We start from the raw sequence: 24,701 nt of genomic DNA, 5'->3' as shown, positions 1-24,701 counted from the left end.
GCGGCGCCGGGCGTGAACCCGGCAGACGAGCTAGGGGGAACAGTGGCGACGGGCGCACTCAGCTTCGAAGAGATCGCGGTGACCAGGAGGTGGCTGGCGAAACGCGGTGTCGAGGTGGTGACACCGTCGAGACTCCTCGCCGCCCGGGTCGGCCCCCGCCTGAGCCGGACCGTTCCCGGCCGGTTCCGCCGGCTCGCCGCCGCGCTGGCGGTGGGTGTCCTGCTGGGCGTCGCTTACGGGTTCTTCGACTTTCGTGACGGCGAGGCACCGGGCAGTGTCTACGTCTGCTTCGTCGGTGGCGCCCTGCAGGTCGCACACTGGTGGTCGTACCTGCGCCGCGAGCAGGAACTGGGCCCGCTGCCGGTGATGGATCGACGGTCCGGGCGACGACCGCCGGCCCTCGGGATCCTCGGCGGCTGGTACGCGTCCTCCTTCGTGGTCACTTTCGGCGGCGGCGTCGCTCTGGCCCTCGCGGTCCACCTGAGCACCCCGGCGAAGGCGAAGGCATACGCGACGGGCTGGCTCCTCGCGCTCGGCTGGGCCGCCCTGTGCTGCTCGGTGATCCTCCTCGGCACACTGCGGCGGCCCGTCCATGCCGAAGACAGGGCTTCGATGGCCGTCGACACCGAGCTGCGCGTCATGGACAGCCAGTTCGCGATACCCGGCGTCTACGCGGTGGTCGTCCTGTACGACCCGCTTGTCGGCGACGGGCCTCCCACCGAGTTCACCGGCTGGCTGATCGCCTACGCCGTACTCGGCATGGGGACGACGTTGCTCGGTCTCTGGCAGCATCACCGCCGTCCCGCGTTGCCGCCCGGTGACTACGCAACCCCGGTCGGCTGCGAGCGCCTGGCGTAGGCGCGGGCGGCGCGGGCCCTGTCGCCACAGCGCACGGAACACCACTGACGCCGTCCATTGCGCAGGAAGAACCGAGTGCACGGCGGCGACCCACAGGCGGTGATTCGCTCGGCGTCCGGCCCGGTCAGCAGGTCCGCGGCGTTGGCGGCGAGCGTCGCCAACGCGTGCTCGACGATCTGGGTGACCGGATGCGAGGCCGTGCGGTACAGCCCCCGGACGGGGTCCCAGCGCAGGAGTTCCGCGGTCGGGGCCTTGCTCAGCGCGTCGTTGACGGCGTCGAGGGCGCTTTGCGGAGCCGGATCCGCGCAGGACCCAGCCGCCAGCAGCACCCGGACCTGTTCACGCAGCGAACGGACCAGGCCAGCGCACATCTCCCGCAGACCGGCGTCGACTGGGGCGAGCCCCTGCGCGGCCAGCCAGTCCGTCGCGGCGGCCGGAGTGCCGAGGAGGTCGGTGAACTGGCCGCCGGGCAGCGCGATGGTGGTGTTGGCGAGCGCCAGCGCGACGTACTGCTCGGCGCCCGGAGCAGGGGGAAGGGCAGCGGTGTCGTCCACGTTCTCATGGTAGGCGGTGGGTTCAACCATGAGGAAACCTCACGGAAGTAGTTGCACTCTTCCGTGAGGGCCGACTAAGGTCACTCACGGAAAGAGTAATCCCTATCCGTGAGGTGGAAGATGACCCAGATCAGCGAACAGCTCTCCGTCCAGGTCATCGGCGGGCCGACCGCGCTGATCGAGTACGGCGGCCTGCGGTTCCTGACCGACCCGACCTTCGACGAGCCCGGCGACTACGCGAGGCCCGACGGGAGGCCCGGTCTCACCAAGACCGCCCCGGCCTCGGTGAAACCCGCGGACCTCGGCCACATCGACGCCGTCCTGCTCTCCCACGACGAGCATCCCGACAACCTCGACGATTCAGGCCGTCGATTCTTGGCCGACGTGCCACTGACCCTCACCACGCCCAGCGGCGCGGGCCGGCTGGGCGGCACCGCGAAAGGGCTGGCGACCTGGGAGACCGTCGAACTCGGATCCGTGACCGTGACCGCCGCGCCCGCGCTCCACGGACCGGAAGGCGCGGAGAAGATCACCGGCGACGTCGTCGGCTTCGTGCTCACCGGCCAGGGCCTGCCGACGGTCTACGTCAGCGGCGACAACGCCTCGCTCGACGTCGTCCGGCAGGTCGCCGACCGGTTCGGCCCGGTCGACACCGCCGTGCTCTTCGCCGGTGCCCCGCGACTGAAGCCCGTCTTCGACGGCGCCCTGCTCGTCCTCGACAGCGCACTGGCCGCGGAGGCGACGCGAATCCTCGGTGCCCGTACGGTCGTCCCCGTGCACATCGACAGCTGGGGCCACTTCACCGAAGGCCGCGAAGACCTGGTGGCCGCGTTCACCTCCGCCGGTCTGGCCGATCGGCTGCGGTGATCCATCACCGGTGTGGCGGCGCGTGATCGAAAACGTGGTTACGTTCGAAAGGGCATGCAGACGAGAAAAGGGAGCATCGCCATTTCCGCCACCACACTCAGCATTCCCACGCCGGACGGTCAGTCCGACGCCTTCGCCGCATACCCGGACGAGGGTGGGACGCGTCCGGGCGTCCTCCTGTACCCGGACGCCTTCGGGCCACGACCCGTGCTCTGGGACATGGCCCGCGAACTGGCCGGACACGGCTACTACGTACTCGTCCCCAACGTCTTCTACCGGCACCGCCCGGCACCGGTGTTCGACCTTCCCGAGCAGATCACCGCCGAAGACCGACCGGCGCTCTTCGGCCAGATCATGCCCCTCGTCGAGGCGCACACCACCGAACGCGCCCTGAGCGACGCCGACGCCTACCTCGGCTTCCTCACCGCCCAGCCCGAGGTGAGCGCCGGACCGGTCGCCACGATCGGCTACTGCATGGGCGCCGTCCTCGCGATGCGCACCGCGACAGCCCACCCCGGCAAGGTCGCCGCCGTCGCCGGATTCCACCCCGGCGCCCTGGTCACCGACCAACCCGACAGCGCGCACCGACAGATCCCGAAACTCACCGCGCAAGTCCACCTCGGCCTCGCCGAGAACGACATGACCCCCGAAGCCATCACCGAGATCAGCCACGCGTTCGACGCCGCCGGTGTCGGCTACAGCTGCGAGATCTACCCCGGCACCGTCCACGGTTTCACCATGTCCGACACCGACGCTTATGACCCAGCCGGATCGAAGCGCCATTGGGAAAGGCTGCTGTCGCTTCTCGGTAGCGCGCTGACCTAGACGCCGGCACCTGCTTTGGTAACGCGAATCCGACGTGCTGCTGCGGGTCGGTTTTGTGTTGTGAAAGCCACTTTCGCAACCTTCAACGTTGCGAAAGTGGCTTTCACAACACGGCCGCTGAGAGTCATTGGGCCCAGGTTCGAATCCCGGACCGGGAGTAGCCCACTCGTGCCATATTGGGCCATATGCCGATCAGTCCCGAAAGCCTCGCGGAAACCGACTACGACGTCTTCGCCGAAGCGTATGCGGCCGAGAACGAGACCAGTCTCATGAACGCCTACTACACGCGGCCGGCGATCCTGAAGCTGGCCGGAAACGTGACAGGCAGGCGAATTCTCGACGCGGGCTGTGGAGCGGGCCCGCTGTTCGAGGCACTGCGCGACCGGGGTGCGATCGTGGCCGGCTTCGACTCCAGCGCGAAAATGGTCGAGCTGGCCCGAAAGCGGCTGGGCGCGGACGCTGCTCTTCAGGTCGCCGACGCGGGTAGCCCGCTTCCGTATCCCGACGCCGCGTTCGACGACGTCATCGCCGCTCTGGTGCTGCATTACCTGGAAGACTGGGCCGCGCCGCTGGCCGAGATCCGGCGCGTGCTGAAGCCCGGCGGCCGGCTGATCATGGCCGTCAACCATCCCACCATCTTCAAACTGGTCCACCCCGAAGCCGACTACTTCAAGACCGTCCAGTGGTCTGAGGAGTACACCTTCAGCGGTCAGAAAGCCGTGCTGACGTACTGGCACCGGCCACTGCACGCGATGACCGACGCCTTCACCACGGCAGGATTCCGGACGACCGTCGTCAGCGAGCCCTACCCGGCACCCGGCGCTCACGAGCGTTTTCCCGAGGAACTCGCGGGCAAGACCGCGTTCATAGGCTTCCTGTTCTTCGTCCTCGAAGCCGTATGACAGGACGTGGCGGGGTTTGAGGAACATCGGAACGAAAATCAGCGCTAAGCCTTGATCATGCTGGTCAGAGGCATGCTCTTCTATCGGCAAGCATCGGGTTGCAACGTTTGGATAACGGCGTGGAGTTTCGCCCGTCAGGACTGGGTGCCCGACCGCCGTGCTGCGACTTTTGCCGTGTACGACGGCGAGGTTGACGTCGACGCTGCGGCGATCGCGTGTCATTGTTCGAAGTGACCAGCGCGGATGCCCGAACTCCCGTGCACGCCCGGTGATCCGGAGCCGGTCTGCCGCATCGCGCGTCGTTGGTCAGCTCACGCGCCATCCGCTGTTCCAGCCGGGGAACTTCGCAGCGAACACGTCGAGGTCCAGGTCGAGTTGGTGAGCGGCGGGGGCGAACAGGGCGGCGTAGTCGGGGTCGGGCGAGTACAGCGTCCATCGGCGGCCGCGGTGGTCGAGGCCGTGCCATCACGCGTCGCCCTCGGCCGCCGTGACCGCCTCCGCCTTCGACGCCGACGCCGTGATCGCCTGGCCGAACCCGATCGCGCCGTGAAGAAGCTGACCATCAAGACCGGCAAGAACGCCGGACAGCACCCCTCCGTCGCCTCGCTCTACCGCGCCCTCGCCGACACCGACGCCTGACCAGGCACTACCCGACCACTTGGCAGGTTTCTCCCGTATCCCGGCGGTCCCCCTGGTTCCCAGGCTCCTGAGCACCGAGATCCGCCAGCGGCGACGAATTCGCCGCTCCGGCGCCGAACGGCCTGCCCAGCATGCTGCGACGCACCCCCGCGAGCGGCTCGCGGCGGTTGATCAGAACCCAGGCGGAGGCGGAGTGCTGTCGCCAGAGCCCCGGTTGCGCCTGCGTTCTCGCGCGAACATCTCATCTTTTCGTTTGAGCGCTTTCCTTGCTAGAAGCGCTTTCCTTGCGTCGTCGACTTTGTCCACCATGCCTGACGAAGAGTTGTCCAGACGACGTCTGAGCTCGTCGTGCCGTCTGCGCGCGTCGCGTGCACGTTCCTGGTCGCGCCGCAGCCGCTCCTCCAACTCCCGCTCCGACTCAGCTTTGCGCCTCGCACTCTCCAGGTTGGACCGGACAACGAGGTACCCCATGCCGCATAAGAGGGCGAGTAGACCCGCGATGACCAGCACGAGGAACGCCCTGACCAGTAGATCCGGTAGTGTCACATGTTCACGGTAGGTGCGTCGGGCAGTCTCAGAGGACCGCCATAAGCGCGTTTTCCACGTTCGATGGCGGCCTGCTTGTCGGCGTCGGTGGGCGCGGCCGGACCGGGGTGTCGTCGGGCCGCACGCCCAACTGGTCACCGCGCTGCTCGGCACCGCCGTGGCCTCCCACCTGGCCGACACCGCGAACTCCGCCGCCGAACTGGCGCCGCTACTAGGCGCGGCCTCCGCCGGCCGCAAGGCCTACCGGATCTACCAACGGCGACTCACCGCCGCGGCGACGCGTGCCACCCCGGCGTGACCGCACGGCGACCTCGACGGAACGTGCCGACCAGCCGCGTCGGCTGCGCTTGCCCTTGCCCAGCAAGACCACCCGACAACGCACTACGGCTGGTCCGCGGTCGGGCTCGCGCCTACCAGGTCCGCTCGAACCGCGAGGGCTCACGCCACGGATGCGGCGTGAGCCCTCGCGATGTGACGAAGGGGCGTCCTCCCGATCGGGAGGACGCCCCTTCGTGGTCAGGCCTGGGCTACAGGGAAGCGGGGGCCTTCTTGTACCAACCCGTGATGACGCCGACCAGGTGCACGATGTTCTGGGTGCGCATGATCGGGGCGGACGCGTCGGGCTCGAAGTCCAGGTTCGCGTCGCTGGTACGCCAGAGGCTGGTCTCGGTCACCGGCGCCGCCATGTGGGGGTCGAGGCGCTTGAAGAACTCGGTGATGTCGTCGAGACTCGCCGGGTTCTCGCCCGCGCGCAGCTCGCGGAACACGCCGCCCAACACGCGCAACATGCCCACCGACCCGAGCAACGAGTCGCGACGAAGCTGCTGGGACTTGGTCAGCTCCCCGGCCTTGCGCTCCAGCTCGGGGTCTTCCTCGGTGACGGCCGCCAGGCCGGCGAACGCGGTGGAGATGACGTCGAGGAAGTCCTTGACCTGCTCGATGACCTCGCCGTCGGTAAGGGTCTGTTCGGCCTTCTTGCTGATCCGGCCGCCGGCCCCGGCGAGGACGGCGCGGGTGACGTCCGCGACGTGCTTGGCACCCATGAGGTGGGGGTTCTTCAACGTCATGCGGTCCTGCTCGGGGTCGACCCGGCCCCTGAGCAGCGGGTGGTCGAGGACGTCGGACAGGGTGCGGTTGGCGACCTTGGAGTTGTCGAAGCGGGCGCGGACGGCGCCGCTGATGCCCTTGGCGTTGTCCGCGACGTCGACGAACATCTGCTGGCCCTTGATCGGGTCCAGCTCGACGTAGATGTCCAGGCCGACGTACTCGGTCTTGAGGCGTTCCATCTGGCCGACGAGCCGTTCCCGCTCGGTCTGGAGCTTGGCCGCCTTCTCCGGGCTGACCTTGCGCGCCGTCTCGCGGTCTGCCGCCCCGATGGCGTTGGTGATGCGCTGCTTCTCGATCGACACGCCCAGCACGCGGTGCTGGCCGTCGATGGTGCGCAGGGAGGAGATGCCGCCGATCGCCCAAGGAACGGTCAGGTAGCCCACGGCGCCGTGCTCGTCGACCTTCTCGAAGGAGCAGCCGCCGGTGTCGCGGGCCAACAGGGCGGGGGCGACCCAGTCTGGAGTGGTGTCGAGGTACTCGCCGAAGTGCCTGGCGTGCAGGCGATCGACCTTGCGGTTGTCCTTGTCGACGTCGTCCGGGTCCGGGATCGGGAGGATCGTCGGCAGGTCGAGCAGGGGCACACGAACGGTGTAGACGGGCCGCCCTCCCTGCACGGTCTTGATCGCCAGGTACGTGCTGGAGTCCTGCGGCTTCGACAGGCGCAGCGGGTCAATGTTGATGCTCATTTTAACCTCCTGCGGAGACTTCCAATCCCCTATCGGAGGCTGGTAACCGCTACACTACCATGCAGGAACTTGGAATGTCAAATAAGAATTTAATTGACCTAAGAAGGTGTACGCGAGCCCGGTTAGCACTTCCTTGGACAGGTTCCACGTCCTCGGGGTCTGGCCGCGAGGAACATCGGATTGAAAACTGCTCTTGTACGCTCAGTAACTCAGCCAGTTACATTTCGTTATGGTCGGATGAAGTCTTGGGGTGGTCACTGGGCGGTGGTGCGTCTTCGCGGTGGGGTGGCAGTGCGGCCTCGGCGCTGCCGAACTGCTGGTGGATGTCCTCCGCGAGCTGGCGGCCCGCGGCGTGCAGGGCCGCGGTGTCACTGTCGGCGTCGAACGCGGCCTCCACCGCGAGCGGGACCCGCACCGGCCACGTCTCGACGACGACCTCGACAGGGTTGATGTGCCTTGGGATCACTCGATCGACGGCGACGAGGGGTTTCTCGGGCGTAGCGAGCAGGACGGCGCGGGCCAGAATGGTGCCGGTCCCGCCGAGACGCCGGACATGCGTCGAGGCCATGGCGACGGCTTCAATGAGCAGCCCATCGACTCTCACGATCGGCACAAGCAGCGTGTCCCGCAGCCGCTTGTCCTCGAGGATGTGCGCGCCTTGCAGGAACGCGGTCAGGTTGACCGCGATGGCGACGCTGCCGTCGTGGTGCAGTTCCACCATCGCCCAGTCGACGCGCATGTGCGGATCGACGGCGAGGCGGTTCGAGCGGAACGTCCACCTTTTCAGCCCGGTACGCGGGCGGATCAGGAACTCGCTGTCGTCGCCGGACAGAACCTGGAAGCGTTTCGCGCGGGTGCCCAGAACATTGTCGGCTAGCTCCAGCGCGCTGAGCATCGTGCCGACGATGTGCTCACGATCGGGTCGTGATGCCTGAGGCGGCGGAGACGTGGTCGGCCTGGTCGCCACCGCCAGCCAGACTGCGTCACCCAGGCGCAGCTCGGGAACGAGGCCGTCGATCAGGGCGTGCAGCGCGGCTCGGTCGTCGGCCTGGCGGGCGAACCGGTCCCGGTAGGCGCGTTCGAGTTCGGCCTCGGACATCCAGTTCGTGTGCGGCCCGGAGCGGTAGGGCACGCCCATCTCGTTCTTCTCGCCGACCACGTGCGGCGCGTCCAGGCTCGGAGGAACGAACACCACGATTAGCCCGGGACCACAGTTCTCCTCGCCGTCGAGCGACTCGATCACCAGCTCGCTGATCACCGGCCGGACCCACCGCAGCGCGTAGCTCCTCAAACGCTGACGCTCACCCTCGTCGTTGGGTACCCCAATCAGTTCGTCGGCACGCTCGGCGTTCTCGCTGACTCCGAAGACGATCAGGCCGCCACGGGTGTTCGCCATCGCCGCGACGTCCTTGGCGAACTCCCACCACTTCTTGTCCACAGGCGGGATCAGCGCCTGCTTCCAGTCGAGATCTTCCGCCTCGGCGATGCCCGCTTCGACCGCGCTGCGCACCATCTCGTATGTCAACGTGGCTGGGCGCAGGCCCAGCTCGACGTGGATCCGTGACCACCTGATCGGCATCCTCGGATGCTACGAGCAGCACCACCGGCCCGCGGTCGACGGTCAGGGACTGACGCGTTTCCACGCCGGGTCGTTGGCGATCTCCTCCGGCGCGAGAACGCTGCGGTTCCTCGCGTGTCCCTCATCTGGTGCCAGGCCTGGTCCGGCCCCACCGGTCAGCGACCGCCGAGTGCTGGCCGATAACGCACGGCTACAAGCACCGAGAACTGGCGACAGTTGAATAGGCGATCTCACCAGTCGTGGCAACCCCAAGGCAGTGACACCACCACTTTCACCCCCTGGACCGAAAAACCAAACATACGCCCGCCGTCGAGGGGCTCCTTATGACTCAGATCACTATCGACACTTTCGGCACTGCATCCATAACACTCCGACCAGCGCCGTTAGGGCTTAGCGCCAGTTTCCGTTCCGATGTTCTTCGACCCCTCCTACGCGAGCGCCGCCGGTCTGCGCCCTTGCGGTGTAGGAATCCGCCAACCACGGCGATGTCCCAGCGCGAAGCTCGGAGGCGAGGTAGGAGAACGCACACACCCGTACAAGGCGACCGGTTCGGGGGACATCGACGCTCACTGATTTCGACAGCGCAGTGAACGCGACTGTGACCGATCTTCACCAGCCTCAAGCAACGCGTTCGCCCTCATCTCCGTTCACACCGCCGTGCTGCACGGGATGCTCGCCGAAAGTCTCGACAGCTCGCTCGAGAAACTGTGGTGGATAATGACACTTATCCACCACAACCGGGTCTGAGCGCCTTCGGCGCAGGAGAGCAGCCGCCCGGCCTCGCCCGTGCCCCGCCCAGGCGAGAAGACCTCTCCTGGCCGCCTCGTCGGCAAGTTATTCGCACCCCGTAGAACCTGATGTGACACCGCCACAAGCGACCCCCACTGGGTGCAGGCCCACGCCTCGACCAGCACAAGCGCGCCCGAAAACGCAGCCCGACCAGGCGCGATGCCGCAAGAGCCAGGAGTAGCCGTCACCACGGTCGCCAGCTGTGCATAAACGGTCGACGACGCTCAAAAGCCAGGTCGCTGACCAGGCAAAACGCTCTCAGGTCGTCGCTGAGCGACGAACGTCAGCTATCCGGTGTCATCACCCTCGGCAACCGCCGAGGGCCGCCGACGCAACATGCCTGATTCAAAGCGCTGCAATAAAGCAGTTTGGCTGATTCCGATGCAACAAGACTGATTGGCGACAGGGCCGTTCTCGCCGTCATTCGATCCCATTTCCCGGGTACTCAGTCATAAGGGGCATTATCACCGTGCCTCCACGTGAGCTCAGTTTCGCGCATAGCACGCGCGAAACTAGATACGCGTATCGCGTAAACCGGCAAAACGGACTAGTGAACACGTGAACACGAGTGAAAGATGAGGATGGCAATTTCTCCTTGGCGACGACCTGGTGGAGACACCAGCGTCAGCGACGCCTGACCTGCCGTAGGCCGCCCGCGCGTGTCCCTGTTCGGGCGAAGATCTGTTGGCCGGACTTAAGTGGAGACGCGCTAGGTGGCCGATGTCGCGCCGGTCGAGATGAAGATCGGTCGACCTCCTCTCCCTAGATCGATGTGCACGTGAGGGGAGAATGTGCTGGGTCGACGTCGATCGGGACTTCAGCAGATCCGGTTGTCGGGGTGTCGGTGGCCAGTTGGCGGGGAGTTATCTGGCCGCGCGCCCGGTTACGCAGCGTGGCTCTAGACAGACGTGGCCGTAGCCCGTGGAGAGCTGCCCGCCCGTCGACTGGAGAGGCTTCGATCTGTCGGCTGCCAAGACCGAGGGACCACCACGTCGTCAGTCGTGGGACCACCGACACCAGCGCAGACGTGGAACGGGCTATTACGCGGTTCGTTGGGCCGCCGCCGCGTTCCTGAACGACCGCGCGACGGCATGAGTGGACGCTTGTGCGAGGCAATGACACATTGCGCCTGAACGGTGACCGAGGTTTGAGCCACCCGCGTGGCCGCATGATCTAGCTTCCCGAGGGCGTGAGCGCGATTTTGCCGAGCACCTCGCCGACTTCCAGCTTCTTGTGATCCAGTACTTCTCGCCACAACAGAGGTACCTCGTGCACGATCTCTTCCGCCTCACCGCGAGCCGCGGCGGTGAACAGGTCGGCGGCCATGGCGCGCTGGTCGGGCACGGCACAATGTTGGCATTGAAGGTCGCGAACGACATCGCCTTCTGGAATGCCGTGAACAGCTCCATGGAGAAGTCGGGCGGCGGGCGCGATTCACTCTGATCCACACCCGCGCATGTGCTGCGTTCGGTCAGCGCCGGACCGACATGATCGTTCGATGGGAGTAGTCGTCGTCGCCGTCCTCTTGCGTAGCGGGCGGCGCAGCGGCATTCGCGGTCGACGTGTCCGGCGTCGCCTCGGCGATATTGTCGACGGCCGGCGGTGCGGCTCTGTCCTGGGCCAACTGCTGGATCTCCTCCGGGCTCAGCGGTTCCAACGCCTCGGCGAATTCGTCGGCGGCGCGAGCGAACGCGTCGCGGTAGGCGAGGCTGTCCGCAGCCTCGCGAAGAGTCATGTGGCCTGCCTGCACCTCACGTGCCATCTCGGCGAACACGCGGTCGCCACCTCCCTTGGCAACTTCCCGAAGGGTCTCTTCTTGGAAGCGTCGGATCTCGTCATGGTCAATCGGCGAACGGGGGAGTCGGTCAAGAATCGAGCGGTCCATGAGCGTTCCTTCCAGGGTTGCGACTGATCAGAATTCTTCGCCGTCACCGGGGTGCTGGTAGTGATGGTCCTTGAGCTTGCCGAAATCGCACGCAGGAACCTCTTCGAGGTCGGCGGCTTCGCTCAGCGTCTCAAAAATCTTGACAAAGTCGGAAACTATGGACGCCAGCGCTCCGGCATAGCTGACACAGTTGATTATTTTTTCAACCCATCCACCTTGGAACGCTTCCTTGATCACAGTGGCCATAGTCAGCCCCTTGGCGCTGCCCGCAGTCAATATTGTGAACACAATATCCAAGACAGTGTTCACGACATCGTCAAAAAGGAGATGTATCTCAAAGATGAACTCCATGACGAGTTCGTAGCCTTGCTGGAGAGCGCTGAAGGCGTCGGCTTCGGTGTAGATCGCGTCGCGAAACTTCTCGAAGTAGACATGAGCTGCGTCCGCGGCCATCCCCTCCCAGCTGCCATGGAGGCTATCGGTGGCATCGTGAACGTTCTCCGCGATCAACTCCACACCCTTGGCGCATGACTTCCATACGGTCGCGCACTTTGCCCACGCCTCCCATTCGCCGATCCACCATTCGCGGATCGACTGAATGAAGTCGAAGCCAATGAGGTTTTCCAAAACCAACCGAGCGGCCCCGACGACACTTGTCCCGTTGAGGCTGTTGCGTGCCCAGAACTCGACTTTGCTACCGATCATCTCCTCTTTGGAGGGGATGGGGTCGAGCTTCAGTTCACTCTTGATGTCCTCGAACTTGGTCCATTTGGTGCTCGACGGCGCATGTGACCGCTCGTCTCCACCTCGACCCTCGTACTTCCCCAGGTAGAAGTCAGACTCCGGATAGCCCTCGTCGATCTTGGCGAGCTTGGCCGCGTTCGACTTTTCTTCCTCTCGGTAGTATTCGGCGACACGATGCATCTCGCTGCAGGAACCCCGGGCGATCCGGTCCATCTGCCGGGTGCGTTCCGCCATTGATTCGACAATGGTTTCGTGACCCAAGCAAAGGGCGTTGATAAGCCCTTCGTCGTGAGCGCTCATCTTGGTTTCCTTGGTGACGAGCTGCTCAACTTCGACCGCGCCGCCCGAGACGTCCTCCAGGAACTCGGCGTACTTGTCCAGAACATCTGGGTCTACGGTAAATGACACGGATCCTCCCCATTCCTTGTCGTAGCACTGACCGAGCACGCCAGGCTGTTCACGCGCCACGGCAGTGTGCGGCACCATGGTGCGCATCCGACCCCTGTAGGAACCCTGTGCCGGTCTTGCATCTCACCGGACGCATCCGCTATACAGGCGAATCGCAGGCACGCCGGGGAGGGGGCTGGTGGGGCTTACATTCCAGGTGCTTGGCCGTGTCGAGGCCCTGCGCGCCGACCGGCCGGTCGATTTGGGTCACCATCGCCAGCGTGGCGTGCTGGCGGCTCTGCTGGCTGACGCCAACACCGCCGTGACGACGGACTCGCTCGTGGACCGGGTGTGGGGCGCCCAGGCTCCCGCACGTGCACGTCACGCGCTTTACAGCTATCTGTCCCGGTTGCGCCGGGTGATCGCCGCGTCCGCGGCGATCACCCGGCAGACCGGCGGCTATCTTCTTGCGTTGGACAGGGACGCGGTCGATATGCACAGATTCCGCCGGCTCGTCGGTGAGGCAGACGCGGCCACCGATGACGAGACCGCGTTGTCGCTGATCGAGCAGGCGATGCGACTGTGGCGGGGTGAGCCGTTCGCAGGCCTGGACACGCCTTGGTTCAGCTCGATCCGTGACCGGCTACAGGCGGAGAAGGTCACCGCACAGCTGCGCCGCAACGACCTCGCGCTGGACCTCGGCCGCCATGTCGAACTGCTGGCCGACCTGCGTGACGAGGCCGCGGAGCACCCGCTCGACGAGTACCTGGCAGGCCAGCTCATGCTGGCGTTGTACCGCGGCGGCAAGCAGGCTGACGCACTCGAGCATTTCCGGCGCGTCCGTGCGCGGCTGGCCGATGAGCTGGGTGCCGACCCCGGCGCTGAGCTGCGGAGCCTGCACCAACGGATCCTCTCCGCCGCGCCGTCCCTGTCCCTCCCGGCAGCCGGCCGTGGCGCGATCAACGTGGTCTCATCGCCAACGCCGCGCCAGCTTCCGGCGCCACCAGCGCATTTCGTCGGCCGCGCCGACGAAATCGCTGTCCTGGACAAGGCACTGGATGCCGATCCCGGCAGCGCGGTGATCACAGCGATCAGCGGCACGGGCGGGATCGGCAAGACCTGGCTCGCCCTGCGATGGGCGCACGACAACCTCGATCGGTTCCCCGGCGGGCAGCTCTACGCGGATCTGCGCGGCTTCGACCCGGCAGGCAACCCGCTGGCACCCGCGGATGTCATCCGGTCCTTGCTGGCTTCCTTGGAGGTGCCGCCAGAACGGGTCCCGGCCGACCATGCCGCCCAAGCGGCCCTCTATCGCAGCCTGTTGGCCAACCGCCGGCTGCTCCTCGTGCTCGACAACGCGCGCGACACCGAGCAGGTCCTGCCGCTGCTGCCGGGCAGTCCCAGCTGCCTCGTGCTGGTCACCAGCCGTAGTCGTCTATCCGGCTTGGTGGCACGGCACAACGCCACTCCGGTCTCCCTCGAGACGTTGAGCGAGGTCGAGGCCACCGCCCTGCTGACCCGCAGGCTCGGCCAGGACAGGGTCGCCGCCGAACCGGCGGCCGCGGCGGAACTGATCGAGCACTGCGCGCGGCTACCGCTCGCGCTGGGGATCGCCACCGCCCGCGCGATGACCAATCCAGGGTTCTCCCTGCACGCCCTCGCCGAGGAGTTACGCGACGAGCACGACCGGCTCGACATCCTCGCCACGGACGAGCCGGCCGGCGACGTGCGGGCGGTGCTCTCCTGGTCCTACCAGGCACTCAGCCGCCGGGCCGCCCGTCTGTTCCGACTGCTCGGGCTCCATCCTGGACCTGACATCGCCCTGTACCCGGCGGCCTCGCTGGCAGGGTTCGGTCTGATCGAGACCCGTTCCCTGCTTGCGGAGCTGGCACAGACGCATCTGCTGGAGGAACACCTGCCCGGCAGGTACCGGTCCCACGACCTGCTTCGCGCCTACGCGGGCGAACTGGTCGCCGACGAGGACAGCGGGACGCGGCATGCGGCCATCCACCGGACCCTGGACCACTACCTGCACGCCGGCTTCGCGGCGGAGCGATACCTGGCGCCACATTGGGAGCCGATCGTGCTCCCCGCTCCTCAGCGCCACGTCGCGATCCGCCGGATCGCCGACTACCGGCAAGCGATGCAGTGGTTGACCGCCGAGCAGGCCAACGTGCTCGCCGCGATCGAACTGGCGGTCCGCAACGGCTTCGACACGCACGCTTGGCAATTGCCGTGGACGCTGAGCACCTTCCTGAATCGGCAGGGATTGTGGACACTGCGAGTCACCACGCAACAGACCGCCCTCACGGCTGCCGACCGGCTGGACGACCCCAACGCCCAGGCCATATGCCACCACCTGCTCGGACGCGGACAGGCCATCCTGCACCAGTACGAGGAGGCCTTCGAGCACCTGCACACGGCCCTGCGTCGCTATGCCGACCTCGGTGACCTCGGCGGCCAGGCGGCCATCCGCTTCTCACTCACCCAGGTGTGCATGCAGCGGGAGCGTCCCGCCGAAGCCGTCGACCACTGCAGCGTCGCACTGGAGCTCTACCGGGCGAGCGGCAACCCCGTCTGGGAGGCGTTCAGCCTCAGCGCGCTGGGTGGGTGCGAGGCCCTTCTTGGCCGGTACCCCCAGTCGCTCACCCACTGCCGCGAAGCACTGGAACTGCTCCACACGCTCGGCAACCAGGACGGCGCCGCGCACACACTGCGCTGCCTTGGATACGTCCATCACCAGCAGGGCGAGCACGCCGACGCCGTCGGCTGCCTCCGCGACGCCCTCGCGTTGTTCCGCGAACTCGGCGACAACTACCACGAGGCCGATACTCTTCATAAGCTCGGAGACGCGCTCCAAGCAGATGACCGATCCGGCCAGGCCCTGGCAGCCTGGAAACGGGCGGCGACGATTCTGGACCAGCTCGCCCATCCAGACGTGGACACCGTCCGCGCCAAGATCAATCGTGTTTGACCCGTGGTGCCGCTATGAGCCGCGCGAGGCCGTGGCCGCAACGATCAACCAGAACTGCAACTTCTGGCAACAGTCCCCGGCGGCAAGCGTGGTGGAACGGTGAGTACTGATGTACCAAGGCCTCAGCAATGGGCTATCCGGCCAGCAGGCGGAAGCGTGCGAGACAGACCACCGCGCATGGCTCGACGGGATCGCGGCCGGCATCGGGGAGGCGCGTGCCTTGGTGGTGATCCGAGTGGGCGAGGGGTGTTCGACCGCGGCCGCGAAGATCCTCGGCGCGCTCGCTCGGACCATCGTCCTTCTCGATGTCTCCGACTCGCCCTCACCGGCGGCTGCCGCGGAGAAGGTCGCCTCGGCGGGGCGAGACGTGGACGGATTCGCGGTCAACGTTCGTGGCTACGCCGACGAGACCACCGCGACCGTGAACGCGAGCGCCATCCGCCACCACCTACTGGCCGCCACAGGCAGGAACGACTACTTCATGGTGGCCGACAGCAGCCGCGGCGGAGCACCGACGCCCGGGTGGGACAGAACCAGGTCCTGAGGCCCGAGCGCGACAAGCTGCAACTGCTCTGGCTCACCACTCCAGGCCTCTCCGACGGACCATGCGGAGAGGCTCCCGCCAGTCGCGCCGGCGAGTTCGTCCCGGCACTCGCCTACGCGCTCGCGAAGCGCCCCTGAGCTCGGTCGGCTCAGGGAAGGGCTTTCCCGAGCTTGTCCAGGCCCTCAGTGATCCCGTCTTCGCTGCGCCGGTACGTGTCGGCGCCGGTGACCAGGCTGTCCGCGATCCCGCCGACCGTTTCCACGCCCGCAGTCAGCCGATCGCCGGCCGCGGTGAAGTGCTTGGTCATCGTGTCGCTGAAGGTGGCCGCGGCGGGAACCTCGCCGAGCAGCCGCGACACCAGTTGCAGCCGCGACACGGCGCCGGCCGCGCCGCTCAACGTGGACGTCGCCCCGTCCAGGACACCGGCGGCGCGGACCAGCGAGTCGGGGTCGGTTTCGTACCCGGCCTCGCCGGGGGAGAGCGCGCCGTCCGGGTCGAGGCCCAGCTCGTCCAGCGAGATCCTCGTCAGCTCGGGCTCGTCCCACTTCTCGCCCGGGTTCTTCTGGTAGCCGTAGGCGCCGGATTCGTGTGCCAGCACGATCTCACCGTCGATCTCGACGGCTTCCTCGACACCGTGCGAGTCGTAGCCGTCTTCGTTGCCCGGCTCGCCGCCCTTCAGTTCGATCTCTTCGCGATCGTTGAAGTCGTACCACTCCGGCGTCCGGTCCTGTTTGTAGAACTTGCCGCTGTGCCCGTCGGAGGAGGAGAAGATGAACTCGTCGTCGCGCACCACGACACCCTGGACGTTGTTCGGTGTCTCGATCGGCTCTCCGGCCTTGTCCGGCTGGGGTGAGCCTGAGCCGTTCGGGTCGAGGGGGATTTCGTAGAGCTGGTTGTTCTTGTAGTCGCCCACGAAGAGCTTGCCTTGGGCGTAAGTGACATAGCTGTGTGCGGGCGTCGGAACCACGTCGATGGCGTTGACCGGTTTGCCGCTGTCCTGCGCGGCGTCGAGTTCGGCCTTGTCGTAGACGTACACGTGGTCGTTGGACGACACCCAGACGTGTTCGCCGTCCGTCGCGACGCCGCCGGTGTGCGTGGGCGCGCCTACCTCGCCGTTGCCGTCGAGATAGACGTTCCCCGCTTCCTGGCCCGTCTCGTAGTCGACGTAGGTCAGCCTGCTCGGTGTCAGCCCCGGACCGAGCGGGGTGTCGCCGGACCCGTCTCCGTCGCCGTCGTGGTACGAGCCGACGAGCAGGTTCTTGCCGTCGTAGGCCAATCCCTGGGAGGTCCACGGCTGGCCGGGGTCGACGCCGCTGATGTCGGCATTACCGTCGCTGTCCCAGCCGCCGCCGGTCGTGGCCGCCAGGGCGTTCAGCTTGCCTTCGTAGGTCTGCTGCGCGGCGGTCAGAGCGTGGACGGTCTTCATCGCGATCTCCGGTGCTTCGAGGAGATCGCTCAGGCCCAGCTTCCGCCACGGCGCGATGGCCGTCTCCGCCGAGCTTCGCAGCGCGGAGTACGCCTGCGCGGCGCCTTTGACAGCCACCTCCGCGGTGGCGAGCTGGGCGTACACCTCGGCGAGGTCTCGCGAAGACTCCATCGCCTTGCCGACGAACTCCGCCGACGCCGTACCGCGCCAGGACCGTGCCGCTCGCAGAGCGCCGTCGGAGATCCCGTCCGCGACGGTCTGCAACGACCGCTTCGCGTCGGCGATGGTGGTGCCGACCTCGGCGATGCCTGCCGCGTCGCCCGAGGTGAGCTTGGCGTAGAGCGGTTCGGGATCCAGGAACGGCATCGGCTTCTCCTCGGGCAACCCCTGTTCAGGGTGGGTCGTGCGCGTTCAGACGCCGCCAGGCGGACACCGGTTCCCGCGCATCACCCACCCCGCCACCCGCTCAGGACAGCATGCCGCCGTCCACCCGCAGGACCGTGCCGGTCACATAGGAGGCGCGGTCACTCAGCAGCCACGCCGCGGCCTGGGCGACCTCCTCGGGCTCGGCCACCCGACCCAGCGGAGTGCTCGCGTTGAGCCGGTCGAGGATGCCCGGCGAACTCTCGACCCACTCGGTGAACATCTCGGTCATCGTCGTGCCGGGTGCGACGGCGTTGATCCGGATCCCCTCCGGGCCGTAGGTGGCGGCCGCTGAAGCGGTGAGGCTGTTGACGCCGCGTTTCATCGCGCCGTACGCGGGGAGTTCCGGGTTGGCCATCAGGCTGCCGACACTGGTGTTGTTGACGATGGCCCCGGTCTTCGCGGTGGCCCGGATCGCCTCGATCTCGGCGACCATCGCCAGCCACGGGCCCTTGAGGTTCACCGCGTAGATGCGGTCGAAGTCGGCTTCGGTGACCTGGTCCATCGGGCCGGGCGGCACGTTCGTCGCGCCGTTGTTGAAGGCGACGTCGAGCCTGCCGTGCAGTTCCACCGCGCGGTCGACGGCCGCGCGGACGCTCGAAGCGTCGCCGAGGTCGCACACCACGTGGTCCGCGGCGCCGCCCTCCGCGCGGATCTCCTCGGCTACGGCCTTGAGCTGGGACTCGGTGCGGGCGGCGAGCACGACACGCGCGCCCTCCCTGGCGAACAGCCGCGCGGCGGCGGCACCGATACCGCGGCCGGCGCCGGTGACGAAGGCGACCTTGCCGTCCAGCAGGCCCGAAAAAGTTGTTGTCGTGGTCATGGCACCGAGACTTCACCCGCTCTCGGTGGCTATCCAGGCATCGGCGGTACCTGGCTCGCGTACCGGCATCGTCCACACTGGAGTGGTGGACAGAGGACAACTGGCGGACTTCCTGCGCAGCAGGCGCGAGCGGATCGCTCCGGCTGACGTCGGCCTTCCCGCCGGGCCACGCCGCCGCACGCCGGGCCTGCGCCGCGAGGAGGTGGCTCAGCTGGCGTTCATCTCGACCGAGTACTACACACGGCTGGAGCAGGCCCGCGGTCCCCGGCCTTCTCGTGAGGTGCTGGCCGGGCTGACCAGGGCGCTACGGCTGTCGGACGCGGAACGCGATCACCTGCATCACCTGGCAGGCGCGCCGCCGGGGCCACCACCAGGCCCGTCCCGGGAGGTCCGGCCGAGCATTCTCGCGCTGTTGCACCGCCTTCCGCAGGCGGCGGCGATCGTGCTCTCGGCGACTTACGACGTGCTCGCTTGGAACGACCTAGCCGCGGCCCTGATGGAGGACTTCTCCGCCCTGCCACAGCGTGACCGCAACCTTCTGCGCCGCGCATTCCTCGGGCCCCGCCCGGAGGGACGCCGGCTGTACGGGGTGTCCGACGCCGACGAGTTCTCGGCGAGCGCGGTCCGGAATCTCCGGGCCACCGCCGGCCGCTATCCCGACGATCCCGAGGTCACCGGGCTGATCCGGGAACTCCTCGACGGCAGCGAGGAATTCGCCCGGTTGTGGGCCGCGCACGACGTCTGTGCCGCGCCGACCCTGTGCAAGACCTTCCGGCATCCGGTGGTGGGCCCGGTCAGCGTCAACTGCGACGTCCTCGACATCAGCGACCGCGACCAGCAGGTCCTGATCTACACCGCCGACCCTGGCACGCCGTCGGAGAACGCGTTGCGGCTGCTATCGGTCGTCGGGACGCAGCGGATGGACGTCCCGCTCTGAGCGCTTTGTAGGTTCCCTCGATACCAGTGGGTCGATCCTCAGTGCGATCGCCAGCGCGAACCGGCCTGCCGGATCGTCGATCGTGCCGCCGAACAGCGTCCGCAACTGCCGGATGCGATACCGGACGGTCTGGACGTGGACGTGCAGTTCGACACCGATCGCCTGGGGCTGATCCGGCCGCGCGAGCCACGCCGCGAGGGTCGCGGTGAGCCGTTGCCTCGCCGGTTCGGGCAGACCGGCCAGCGGGGCGAGGACCTCCTTCGAGAACTCGGCGGCGAGTTCGGGATCGGCGGTGAGCAGCAGGTCGATGCGGTGATCGGTGGTGTGGACGAGGGGGTCGCCGCCGAGGGCGCCGGTGCGGGTCAGCCGCCACAGCGCGCTCGCCCGGCGGGCGCTGAGCGCGGCGAAGTGAAGCGGCACGACCGGCCCCACCCCGGCCTGGTCGTCGCCGAGCAGGTCCCGCAACCGGCCGAGGTACCACTCGAGCCGGTCGGCGGGCATGACCACGGCGGTCAGGTCGTGGTGACGGCCGATCAGCACCCGCCCCGGCATCCGGTCCAGCAGCTGCGGGGCGGCATCGGCACTGGTGACGGCGATGACGAGACGGCCGGGCAGTATCCACGCGGCCTGGCTCGCGGCGTCGTCGAGCACGTCCCTGGCGGCGGCCGGTTCTGCGAGGAGGAGGCCGAGGAGCCGGTCCCGCCGCGCCTGCCCGGCCCTCGCGGCCTGTGACCGCGCTTCGGCGTACCCGTCGGCGGCCGCGGCCGAGAGTTCCGCGATGAAGGCGAAAAGCGCCTCGCCGAGTTCGACGATCGCCTGGGTCGGCAGGTCCACGGCCGGTGCCGCCGAGGTGAGCTGCCGCCAGACCCCCAGCGCCGCAGACTGGTAGAAGCCGAGCATCTCCTCGAGGCTCCGGCCGGCGGTGTGCTGGGCCCGGCCCTGCGCCCGGTAGACCTGGCGATCGGTGGTGGTGTCGGGATGGCCGATCTCGCTGAAGAAGGCGTGCAGGGCGACGTCGAGGGTGACTTGGAGGTTCGCCGCCGTCCGGTCGTCCAGCGGGGTCCGCAGCCCGGCGCGGACCTGATCCATCGCGGCGGACGCGATCGCGGCGGTGTCCGGCTCCAACCGGGTCAGCACCGAGGCGTCCAGCCTGCGCCATGGCTGTGCCGGCGCCTTCGTCATAGAGGGAACCTACAAAACTCCGATCAAGAACGCGCGCCTCCGTTCTAGTGGTCTTCCCCTGTTCAGCGGACGCTGACCCGCAGCATTCGACGACGCATGCAGGAGGCGGCAGTGACACGTACGCGCTGGGGAAGACTCGCCCGGATCGCCGCGGTGGCGGGCACCGCACTGACCCTCGTCGGAATCGGGACACCGGCACTCGCCGCGGCGGAACGCCAGGTGTACGTCGCAATGGGCGACTCGTTCTCGGCGGGCTCCGTGGTCCTGCCGCAGTCCGATCTGCTCACCTGCGCCCGATCCGCGATCAACTACGCCGGTCTGCTCGCGAAACAGATCGATGTCGACGAACTCCGTGACGTCACCTGCGGCGCCGCGACCACCTCCCATTTCACCAACCCGCAGAAGGGCATCATCTCCGGCACCAACCCGCCGCAGTACGACGCGCTCTCGGCCGACACGACCCTGGTGACCGTCGGGATCGGCGGCAACGACATCGGGCTGGTCGGGCTCGCGACGTCGTGTGTGAACCTGCTTCCCGTGGGCGCCTCGTGCAAGGCCGCCAACACCACGGGCGGGGTGGACAAGTACGCGACCAAGATCGACGCCTTCGCCGCGACCTACGGAACGGTCATCGAACAGATCCGCCAGCGCGCGCCGCGGGCCGAGATCGTCATGGTCGGCTACCCGACCGGGATCAAATCCGGCGGCTGCTGGCCGCTGGTCCCGGTCCTGCCGCAGGACGCCGATTACATCCAGGCCAGCATCGACCGGCTCAACGCGCGGATGGCCGAGCAGTCCGCCGCGCACGGCGCGAAATACGTCGACATCCGGACGCCGAGCATCGGTCACGACGCGTGCCGGCCGATCGGCGTCAAATGGATCGAAGGGCTCATCCCTTCGGTGGTGAACAACAGCTTCGCCCCGCTGCACCCGAACGCCGCCGGACTCGCGGCTGTGGTGCCCAGTATCCGCAAGGTGCTGTAGCCGCCGACGACGCCAGGAAAGGACCGTTCCTTGCAAATTTTGCAAGGAACGGTCCTTTCCTGGCACGCGCGGGGAGGGTGATCAGGCGGTTGGCGCCCAGTACAGGAGCCGGTTCGCGGAACCGGAGCCCGGATTGGTCACCTTGCCGGGAGTCGCCGCGTTGATCAGCGCGGTCGCCACCTGCGCGGGGGTGGCGGTCTTGTTGTTCTGCAGGAAGCGGGCCGCGACGCCGACCACGTGCGGAGTCGCCATCGAAGTGCCGCTGATCGTGTTGGTCGCGGTGTCGCTGGTGTGCCACGACGACGTGATTCCGGTACCCGGCGCGAAGATGTCCACCAGGCTGCCGTAGTTGGAGGAGTTGGCGCGCGCGTCGGTGTTGGTGGCCGAGCCGACGGTGATCGCCTGGGTCACGCGGGCGGGGGAGAAGCCCGAGGCGTCCGAGTTGGAATTCCCGGCGGCAACGCCGTAGGTGACGCCCGCGGCGATCGACCGGCGGACGGCGTCGTCGAGGGTGGTGGAGGCGCCGCCACCGAGGCTCATGTTGGCCGCGGCCGGTTTGACGTGGTTCTTGGTGACCCAGTCGATGCCCGCGATGACGCCGGCGGTGGTGCCGCTGCCGGAGTTGTTGAGCACGCGGACGCCGTAGACCGTGGCGGCCTTGGCGATGCCGTACTGCGAACCGGCGATGGTGCCGGCGACGTGGGTGCCGTGACCGTTGCCGTCCTGCGCGACGGCGTCGTTGTCGACGAAGTCGTACCCGTTGCGGGCGCGGCCGCCGAAGGTCTGGTGGCTGATCCGCACGCCGGTGTCGAGGACGTAGACGTTCACCCCCGCGCCGGTGCTGGTGTAGCTGTATTTCTTGTCGAGCGGAAGGTTGCGCTGGTCGACGCGGTCGAGGCCCCAGGACGGCGGGTTGGTCTGGGTCGCGTCCGCGCGGACGACCTGGTTCTGCTCGACGGACGCCACCGAGGGGTCGGCGGCGAGCCGCTTGGCCTGCCGTTCCGACAGCGTCGCCGAGAAACCGTTGAGCGAGCTGCTGTAGACCTGCTCCACCTTCGCGCCGAAGCGGTTCGCCAGTGCGCCCACGACGCCGGTGTCCTTGAGGGTGACGATGTAGCTGTTCGGGATCGCTTCGGCGGATCCGGCGGCGAGGATCTGTCCTTCGGCGGCTTGCGCGGGCGCGGCGGTCACGCTGATCGCCACTGCGACCGCGCTCGCCATTCCGGCACGGGACAGCCAACGGGCTTGTCTCGTCTCTCGCATGTGTTCGTCCTGTCGTTCGCAGGGGACCGGCCGGTCAAGACCACAGCGGCGGAAACGGTCCAACTCGACCGCATGGGACGGCACCTGCCGAAGCCCACGAAGATCGAGGTTATTGAGCGTTCGACCTGCCCGATATCGACTGAACGGGGCAGCACCCCACCTTCGTCTGGCGGCCATTGGCGGCGGGTGCCCTGCACGGAAAGTGCATCTCGGCCCCTCCGTACCCTGGGACGGAACACCCTGCCGAGCATCTGGAGCCCGAACCACCGTGCCAGCCCTTTCCAGCCTGCGAGCCGACTGCGAGAACTGCTTCGGCCTGTGCTGTGTCGTCCCGGCCTTCGCGGCGTCGGCCGACTTCGCGATCACCAAACCGGCGGGACAGGCGTGCCCGAACCTGCATGAGGATTCCCGGTGCGGCATCCACGACAAGCTCCGCGATAAGGGCTTCACCGGCTGCACGGTCTACGACTGCTTCGGCGCGGGCCAGAAGGTCTCCCAGGTCACCTTCGATGGCGAGGACTGGCGAAAAGCGCCGAAGACGGCGAGGAAGATGTTCGCGGTCTTCCCGGTCGTGCGGGATCTGCAGGAACTGCTCTACTACCTCACCGAGGCGGCTTCACTGCCGACGTCCGCGCCGATCCGTGACGACCTGGCCGAGATGATCGACCGGACGGAGCGGATGACGCTGGAGACGCCTGGGGTGCTGCGGACGCTGGACGTCCAGACACATCGGGGCGGGGTGAACGGACTGTTGGTGCGCGCGAGCGAACTCGCCCGCGCCGAGGTACCCGGCAAGAAGAAGGACCGGCGCGGTGCCGACCTCATCGGTGCGAAGCTCAAGGGCGCGAACCTGCGTGGCGCGCTGCTGCGCGGGGCGTACCTGATCGGTGCGGACCTGCGGGGAGCCGATCTCCGGCAGGCCGACGTCACCGGGGCGGACCTTCGCGACGCCGACATCCGCGGCGCCGATCTGCGCGACACCCTCTTCCTCATCCAGTCGCAGCTGGACGCGGCGAAGGGCGACGCGACGACGAAGCTGCCGGCGTCTCTCTCCCACCCCACGCACTGGTAGTCCTTCTATCCTTTGTGGACGACTTCTTGTTGCCAGGCGTCTCGTGGCTGGGTGTGCAACCGCCAGTAGTGCTCGGCGATGTCGTCGGGGTCGAACGGGGTCCCTTTCGCGACGGGTCCGGCGACGGTCACCGTGGCGACGTGCACTCCCGAAGGGCCGAATTCCGTGTCCAGCAGGGAAACCAACGCTCTCACGCCCGCTTTCCCGAGCGAGAGGCTCGTGTACGCGGGCACGGCTTCGGGCATCCCGCCGGTCAGGATGATCGTGCCCGAACCACGCTCGGCCATCCCCGGCGCGACATGGGCCGCGGTGGTGATCGCTCCGACGACGTTGACCGACCACGCCGCGAGATGCCGTTCGACGGAAAGCTCTCCGGGGGCGTCGGCCTGGATGATCGCCGCGTTGTAGACCACGACGTCAGGCTCGCCGTGCTCGCGTGCGGCGGTGTCGAGGACGGTTTTGAGGGACTTCGCGTCGGTGACGTCGGCGGTGAGGGCCAGAGCGGTCCCGATCTCGGTGGCCAAGGGGTCGAGTGTCGCCGCGCTGCGGGCGATCAGAGCGATCGGCAACCCTTCCTTGGCGAACCGGAGGGCGACCGAGCGGCCGATGCCCGGTCCCGCGCCGACGACGACTGCGCCTGCCATGTGCTTCTCCTTCTGAGTCGGGTGCGGCGACCGTAAGGCCTCACATCGATGTGAGGGTCAA

22 protein-coding genes are annotated in these 24,701 nt (G+C 67.5%); 11 read left to right on the top strand and 11 right to left on the bottom strand.

Going from position 1 to position 24,701, the window contains the following annotated elements:
- Positions 1-42 precede the first annotated feature (42 nt).
- Positions 43-858: a hypothetical protein gene (locus DL990_RS33850; RefSeq protein WP_125787825.1), complete on the top strand. Its 816-nt coding sequence runs from the start codon at positions 43-45 to the stop codon at positions 856-858.
- Here the strand turns inward: DL990_RS33850 and DL990_RS33845 are convergent.
- Positions 822-1,442 (bottom strand): ABATE domain-containing protein, encoded by a 621-nt coding sequence (locus DL990_RS33845; protein WP_125787826.1) that lies wholly within the window; start codon positions 1,440-1,442, stop codon positions 822-824. The genes DL990_RS33850 and DL990_RS33845 overlap by 37 nt on opposite strands.
- 90 nt (positions 1,443-1,532) lie before the next feature.
- On the opposite strand from DL990_RS33845, the gene DL990_RS33840 reads away from it, so the two are divergent.
- From DL990_RS33840 to DL990_RS41360, 5 genes are all read left to right on the top strand, one after another.
- On the top strand, positions 1,533-2,279 hold the full coding sequence (locus tag DL990_RS33840) for an MBL fold metallo-hydrolase (protein ID WP_125787827.1): 747 nt from the start codon (positions 1,533-1,535) through the stop codon (positions 2,277-2,279).
- A gap of 54 nt (positions 2,280-2,333) precedes the next feature.
- Complete coding sequence (locus tag DL990_RS33835) at positions 2,334-3,104, top strand: dienelactone hydrolase family protein (RefSeq protein WP_199746719.1); 771 nt, start codon at positions 2,334-2,336, stop codon at positions 3,102-3,104.
- 185 nt (positions 3,105-3,289) lie between these two features.
- Positions 3,290-4,006 (top strand): class I SAM-dependent methyltransferase, encoded by a 717-nt coding sequence (locus DL990_RS33830; RefSeq protein WP_125787828.1) that lies wholly within the window; start codon positions 3,290-3,292, stop codon positions 4,004-4,006.
- 378 nt (positions 4,007-4,384) lie between these two features.
- A complete protein-coding gene (locus tag DL990_RS41585; protein ID WP_199746718.1) occupies positions 4,385-4,645 on the top strand; it encodes a hypothetical protein in 261 nt (86 codons plus the stop codon).
- Between the two features lie 703 nt (positions 4,646-5,348).
- Positions 5,349-5,489 carry a hypothetical protein gene (locus DL990_RS41360; RefSeq protein ID WP_158632684.1) on the top strand — a complete coding sequence of 47 codons (141 nt, stop codon included), beginning with the start codon at positions 5,349-5,351 and terminating at the stop codon, positions 5,487-5,489.
- Positions 5,490-5,718: 229 nt separating this feature from the next.
- Here the strand turns inward: DL990_RS41360 and DL990_RS33820 are convergent, their stop codons facing one another.
- From DL990_RS33820 to DL990_RS33805, 5 genes are all read right to left on the bottom strand, one after another.
- On the bottom strand, positions 5,719-6,984 hold the full coding sequence (locus DL990_RS33820) for a DNA sulfur modification protein DndB (RefSeq protein ID WP_125801155.1): 1,266 nt from the start codon (positions 6,982-6,984) through the stop codon (positions 5,719-5,721).
- 217 nt (positions 6,985-7,201) lie between these two features.
- A complete protein-coding gene (locus DL990_RS33815) occupies positions 7,202-8,563 on the bottom strand; it encodes a helix-turn-helix domain-containing protein (protein WP_125801154.1) in 1,362 nt (453 codons plus the stop codon).
- 1,962 nt (positions 8,564-10,525) lie between these two features.
- The gene (locus DL990_RS41355) at positions 10,526-10,696 is read right to left on the bottom strand and encodes a hypothetical protein (RefSeq protein WP_158632683.1); all 171 of its coding nucleotides are present in this window, start codon (positions 10,694-10,696) and stop codon (positions 10,526-10,528) included.
- A 127-nt stretch (positions 10,697-10,823) separates the two neighbouring features.
- The gene (locus DL990_RS33810; protein WP_125801153.1) at positions 10,824-11,237 is read right to left on the bottom strand and encodes a hypothetical protein; all 414 of its coding nucleotides are present in this window, start codon (positions 11,235-11,237) and stop codon (positions 10,824-10,826) included.
- A 27-nt stretch (positions 11,238-11,264) separates the two neighbouring features.
- Positions 11,265-12,476: a hypothetical protein gene (locus tag DL990_RS33805; RefSeq protein ID WP_125787831.1), complete on the bottom strand. Its 1,212-nt coding sequence runs from the start codon at positions 12,474-12,476 to the stop codon at positions 11,265-11,267.
- A 91-nt stretch (positions 12,477-12,567) separates the two neighbouring features.
- Here DL990_RS33805 and DL990_RS33800 point away from each other — a divergent pair, with 91 nt between their 5' ends.
- Both DL990_RS33800 and DL990_RS33795 read left to right on the top strand, forming a co-directional pair.
- Entirely contained in the window at positions 12,568-15,342 is a 2,775-nt protein-coding gene (locus DL990_RS33800; protein ID WP_125801152.1) for a BTAD domain-containing putative transcriptional regulator, read from the top strand.
- 109 nt (positions 15,343-15,451) lie between these two features.
- Complete coding sequence (locus DL990_RS33795) at positions 15,452-15,886, top strand: hypothetical protein (protein WP_125801151.1); 435 nt, start codon at positions 15,452-15,454, stop codon at positions 15,884-15,886.
- 148 nt (positions 15,887-16,034) lie between these two features.
- Here DL990_RS33795 and DL990_RS33790 read toward each other — a convergent pair whose 3' ends face one another.
- Both DL990_RS33790 and DL990_RS33785 read right to left on the bottom strand, forming a co-directional pair.
- Positions 16,035-17,678, bottom strand: coding sequence for a WXG100 family type VII secretion target (locus tag DL990_RS33790; RefSeq protein WP_125801150.1), 1,644 nt, complete (start codon positions 17,676-17,678; stop codon positions 16,035-16,037).
- A gap of 100 nt (positions 17,679-17,778) precedes the next feature.
- Entirely contained in the window at positions 17,779-18,558 is a 780-nt protein-coding gene (locus tag DL990_RS33785; RefSeq protein ID WP_125801149.1) for an SDR family NAD(P)-dependent oxidoreductase, read from the bottom strand.
- Between the two features lie 85 nt (positions 18,559-18,643).
- On the opposite strand from DL990_RS33785, the gene DL990_RS33780 reads away from it, so the two are divergent.
- Positions 18,644-19,495: a helix-turn-helix transcriptional regulator gene (locus DL990_RS33780; RefSeq protein ID WP_125801148.1), complete on the top strand. Its 852-nt coding sequence runs from the start codon at positions 18,644-18,646 to the stop codon at positions 19,493-19,495.
- Here DL990_RS33780 and DL990_RS33775 read toward each other — a convergent pair.
- Entirely contained in the window at positions 19,454-20,677 is a 1,224-nt protein-coding gene (locus tag DL990_RS33775) for a helix-turn-helix domain-containing protein (protein WP_125801147.1), read from the bottom strand. The two genes, DL990_RS33780 and DL990_RS33775, sit on opposite strands and share 42 nt — an antisense overlap.
- 153 nt (positions 20,678-20,830) lie before the next feature.
- On the opposite strand from DL990_RS33775, the gene DL990_RS33770 reads away from it, so the two are divergent.
- A complete protein-coding gene (locus DL990_RS33770) occupies positions 20,831-21,661 on the top strand; it encodes an SGNH/GDSL hydrolase family protein (protein ID WP_125801256.1) in 831 nt (276 codons plus the stop codon).
- An 81-nt stretch (positions 21,662-21,742) separates the two neighbouring features.
- On the opposite strand, the gene DL990_RS33765 is transcribed toward DL990_RS33770, so the two are convergent.
- On the bottom strand, positions 21,743-22,924 hold the full coding sequence (locus tag DL990_RS33765; protein WP_370451387.1) for a S8 family peptidase: 1,182 nt from the start codon (positions 22,922-22,924) through the stop codon (positions 21,743-21,745).
- A gap of 268 nt (positions 22,925-23,192) precedes the next feature.
- Between DL990_RS33765 and DL990_RS33760 the strand changes: the two genes are divergently transcribed.
- On the top strand, positions 23,193-23,996 hold the full coding sequence (locus tag DL990_RS33760) for a pentapeptide repeat-containing protein (protein WP_125801146.1): 804 nt from the start codon (positions 23,193-23,195) through the stop codon (positions 23,994-23,996).
- A 5-nt stretch (positions 23,997-24,001) separates the two neighbouring features.
- On the opposite strand, the gene DL990_RS33755 is transcribed toward DL990_RS33760, so the two are convergent.
- Positions 24,002-24,640: an SDR family NAD(P)-dependent oxidoreductase gene (locus tag DL990_RS33755; protein WP_125801145.1), complete on the bottom strand. Its 639-nt coding sequence runs from the start codon at positions 24,638-24,640 to the stop codon at positions 24,002-24,004.
- Positions 24,641-24,701 lie beyond the last annotated feature (61 nt).

The organism is Amycolatopsis sp. WAC 01416, assembly GCF_003947485.1.
Classification (GTDB): Bacteria; Actinomycetota; Actinomycetes; order Mycobacteriales; family Pseudonocardiaceae; genus Amycolatopsis.
The sequence above is the reverse complement of the archived record's forward strand: the minus strand, read 5'-3'. Positions and strand labels throughout refer to the sequence as shown.

What these genes read in the sequence shown, in the direction of transcription:
- DL990_RS33845 (WP_125787826.1), bottom strand. Translation starts at nt 1,442, where the DNA reads ATGGTTGAACCCACCGCCTACCATGAGAACGTGGACGACACCGCTGCC.
- DL990_RS33840 (WP_125787827.1), top strand. Translation starts at nt 1,533, where the DNA reads ATGACCCAGATCAGCGAACAGCTCTCCGTCCAGGTCATCGGCGGGCCG.
- DL990_RS33835 (WP_199746719.1), top strand. Translation starts at nt 2,334, where the DNA reads ATGCAGACGAGAAAAGGGAGCATCGCCATTTCCGCCACCACACTCAGC.
- DL990_RS33830 (WP_125787828.1), top strand. Translation starts at nt 3,290, where the DNA reads ATGCCGATCAGTCCCGAAAGCCTCGCGGAAACCGACTACGACGTCTTC.
- DL990_RS33820 (WP_125801155.1), bottom strand. Translation starts at nt 6,984, where the DNA reads ATGAGCATCAACATTGACCCGCTGCGCCTGTCGAAGCCGCAGGACTCC.
- DL990_RS33815 (WP_125801154.1), bottom strand. Translation starts at nt 8,563, where the DNA reads ATGCCGATCAGGTGGTCACGGATCCACGTCGAGCTGGGCCTGCGCCCA.
- DL990_RS33810 (WP_125801153.1), bottom strand. Translation starts at nt 11,237, where the DNA reads ATGGACCGCTCGATTCTTGACCGACTCCCCCGTTCGCCGATTGACCAT.
- DL990_RS33805 (WP_125787831.1), bottom strand. Translation starts at nt 12,476, where the DNA reads ATGCGCACCATGGTGCCGCACACTGCCGTGGCGCGTGAACAGCCTGGC.
- DL990_RS33795 (WP_125801151.1), top strand. Translation starts at nt 15,452, where the DNA reads ATGTACCAAGGCCTCAGCAATGGGCTATCCGGCCAGCAGGCGGAAGCG.
- DL990_RS33790 (WP_125801150.1), bottom strand. Translation starts at nt 17,678, where the DNA reads ATGCCGTTCCTGGATCCCGAACCGCTCTACGCCAAGCTCACCTCGGGC.
- DL990_RS33785 (WP_125801149.1), bottom strand. Translation starts at nt 18,558, where the DNA reads ATGACCACGACAACAACTTTTTCGGGCCTGCTGGACGGCAAGGTCGCC.
- DL990_RS33775 (WP_125801147.1), bottom strand. Translation starts at nt 20,677, where the DNA reads ATGACGAAGGCGCCGGCACAGCCATGGCGCAGGCTGGACGCCTCGGTG.
- DL990_RS33765 (WP_370451387.1), bottom strand. Translation starts at nt 22,924, where the DNA reads ATGCGAGAGACGAGACAAGCCCGTTGGCTGTCCCGTGCCGGAATGGCG.
- DL990_RS33755 (WP_125801145.1), bottom strand. Translation starts at nt 24,640, where the DNA reads ATGGCAGGCGCAGTCGTCGTCGGCGCGGGACCGGGCATCGGCCGCTCG.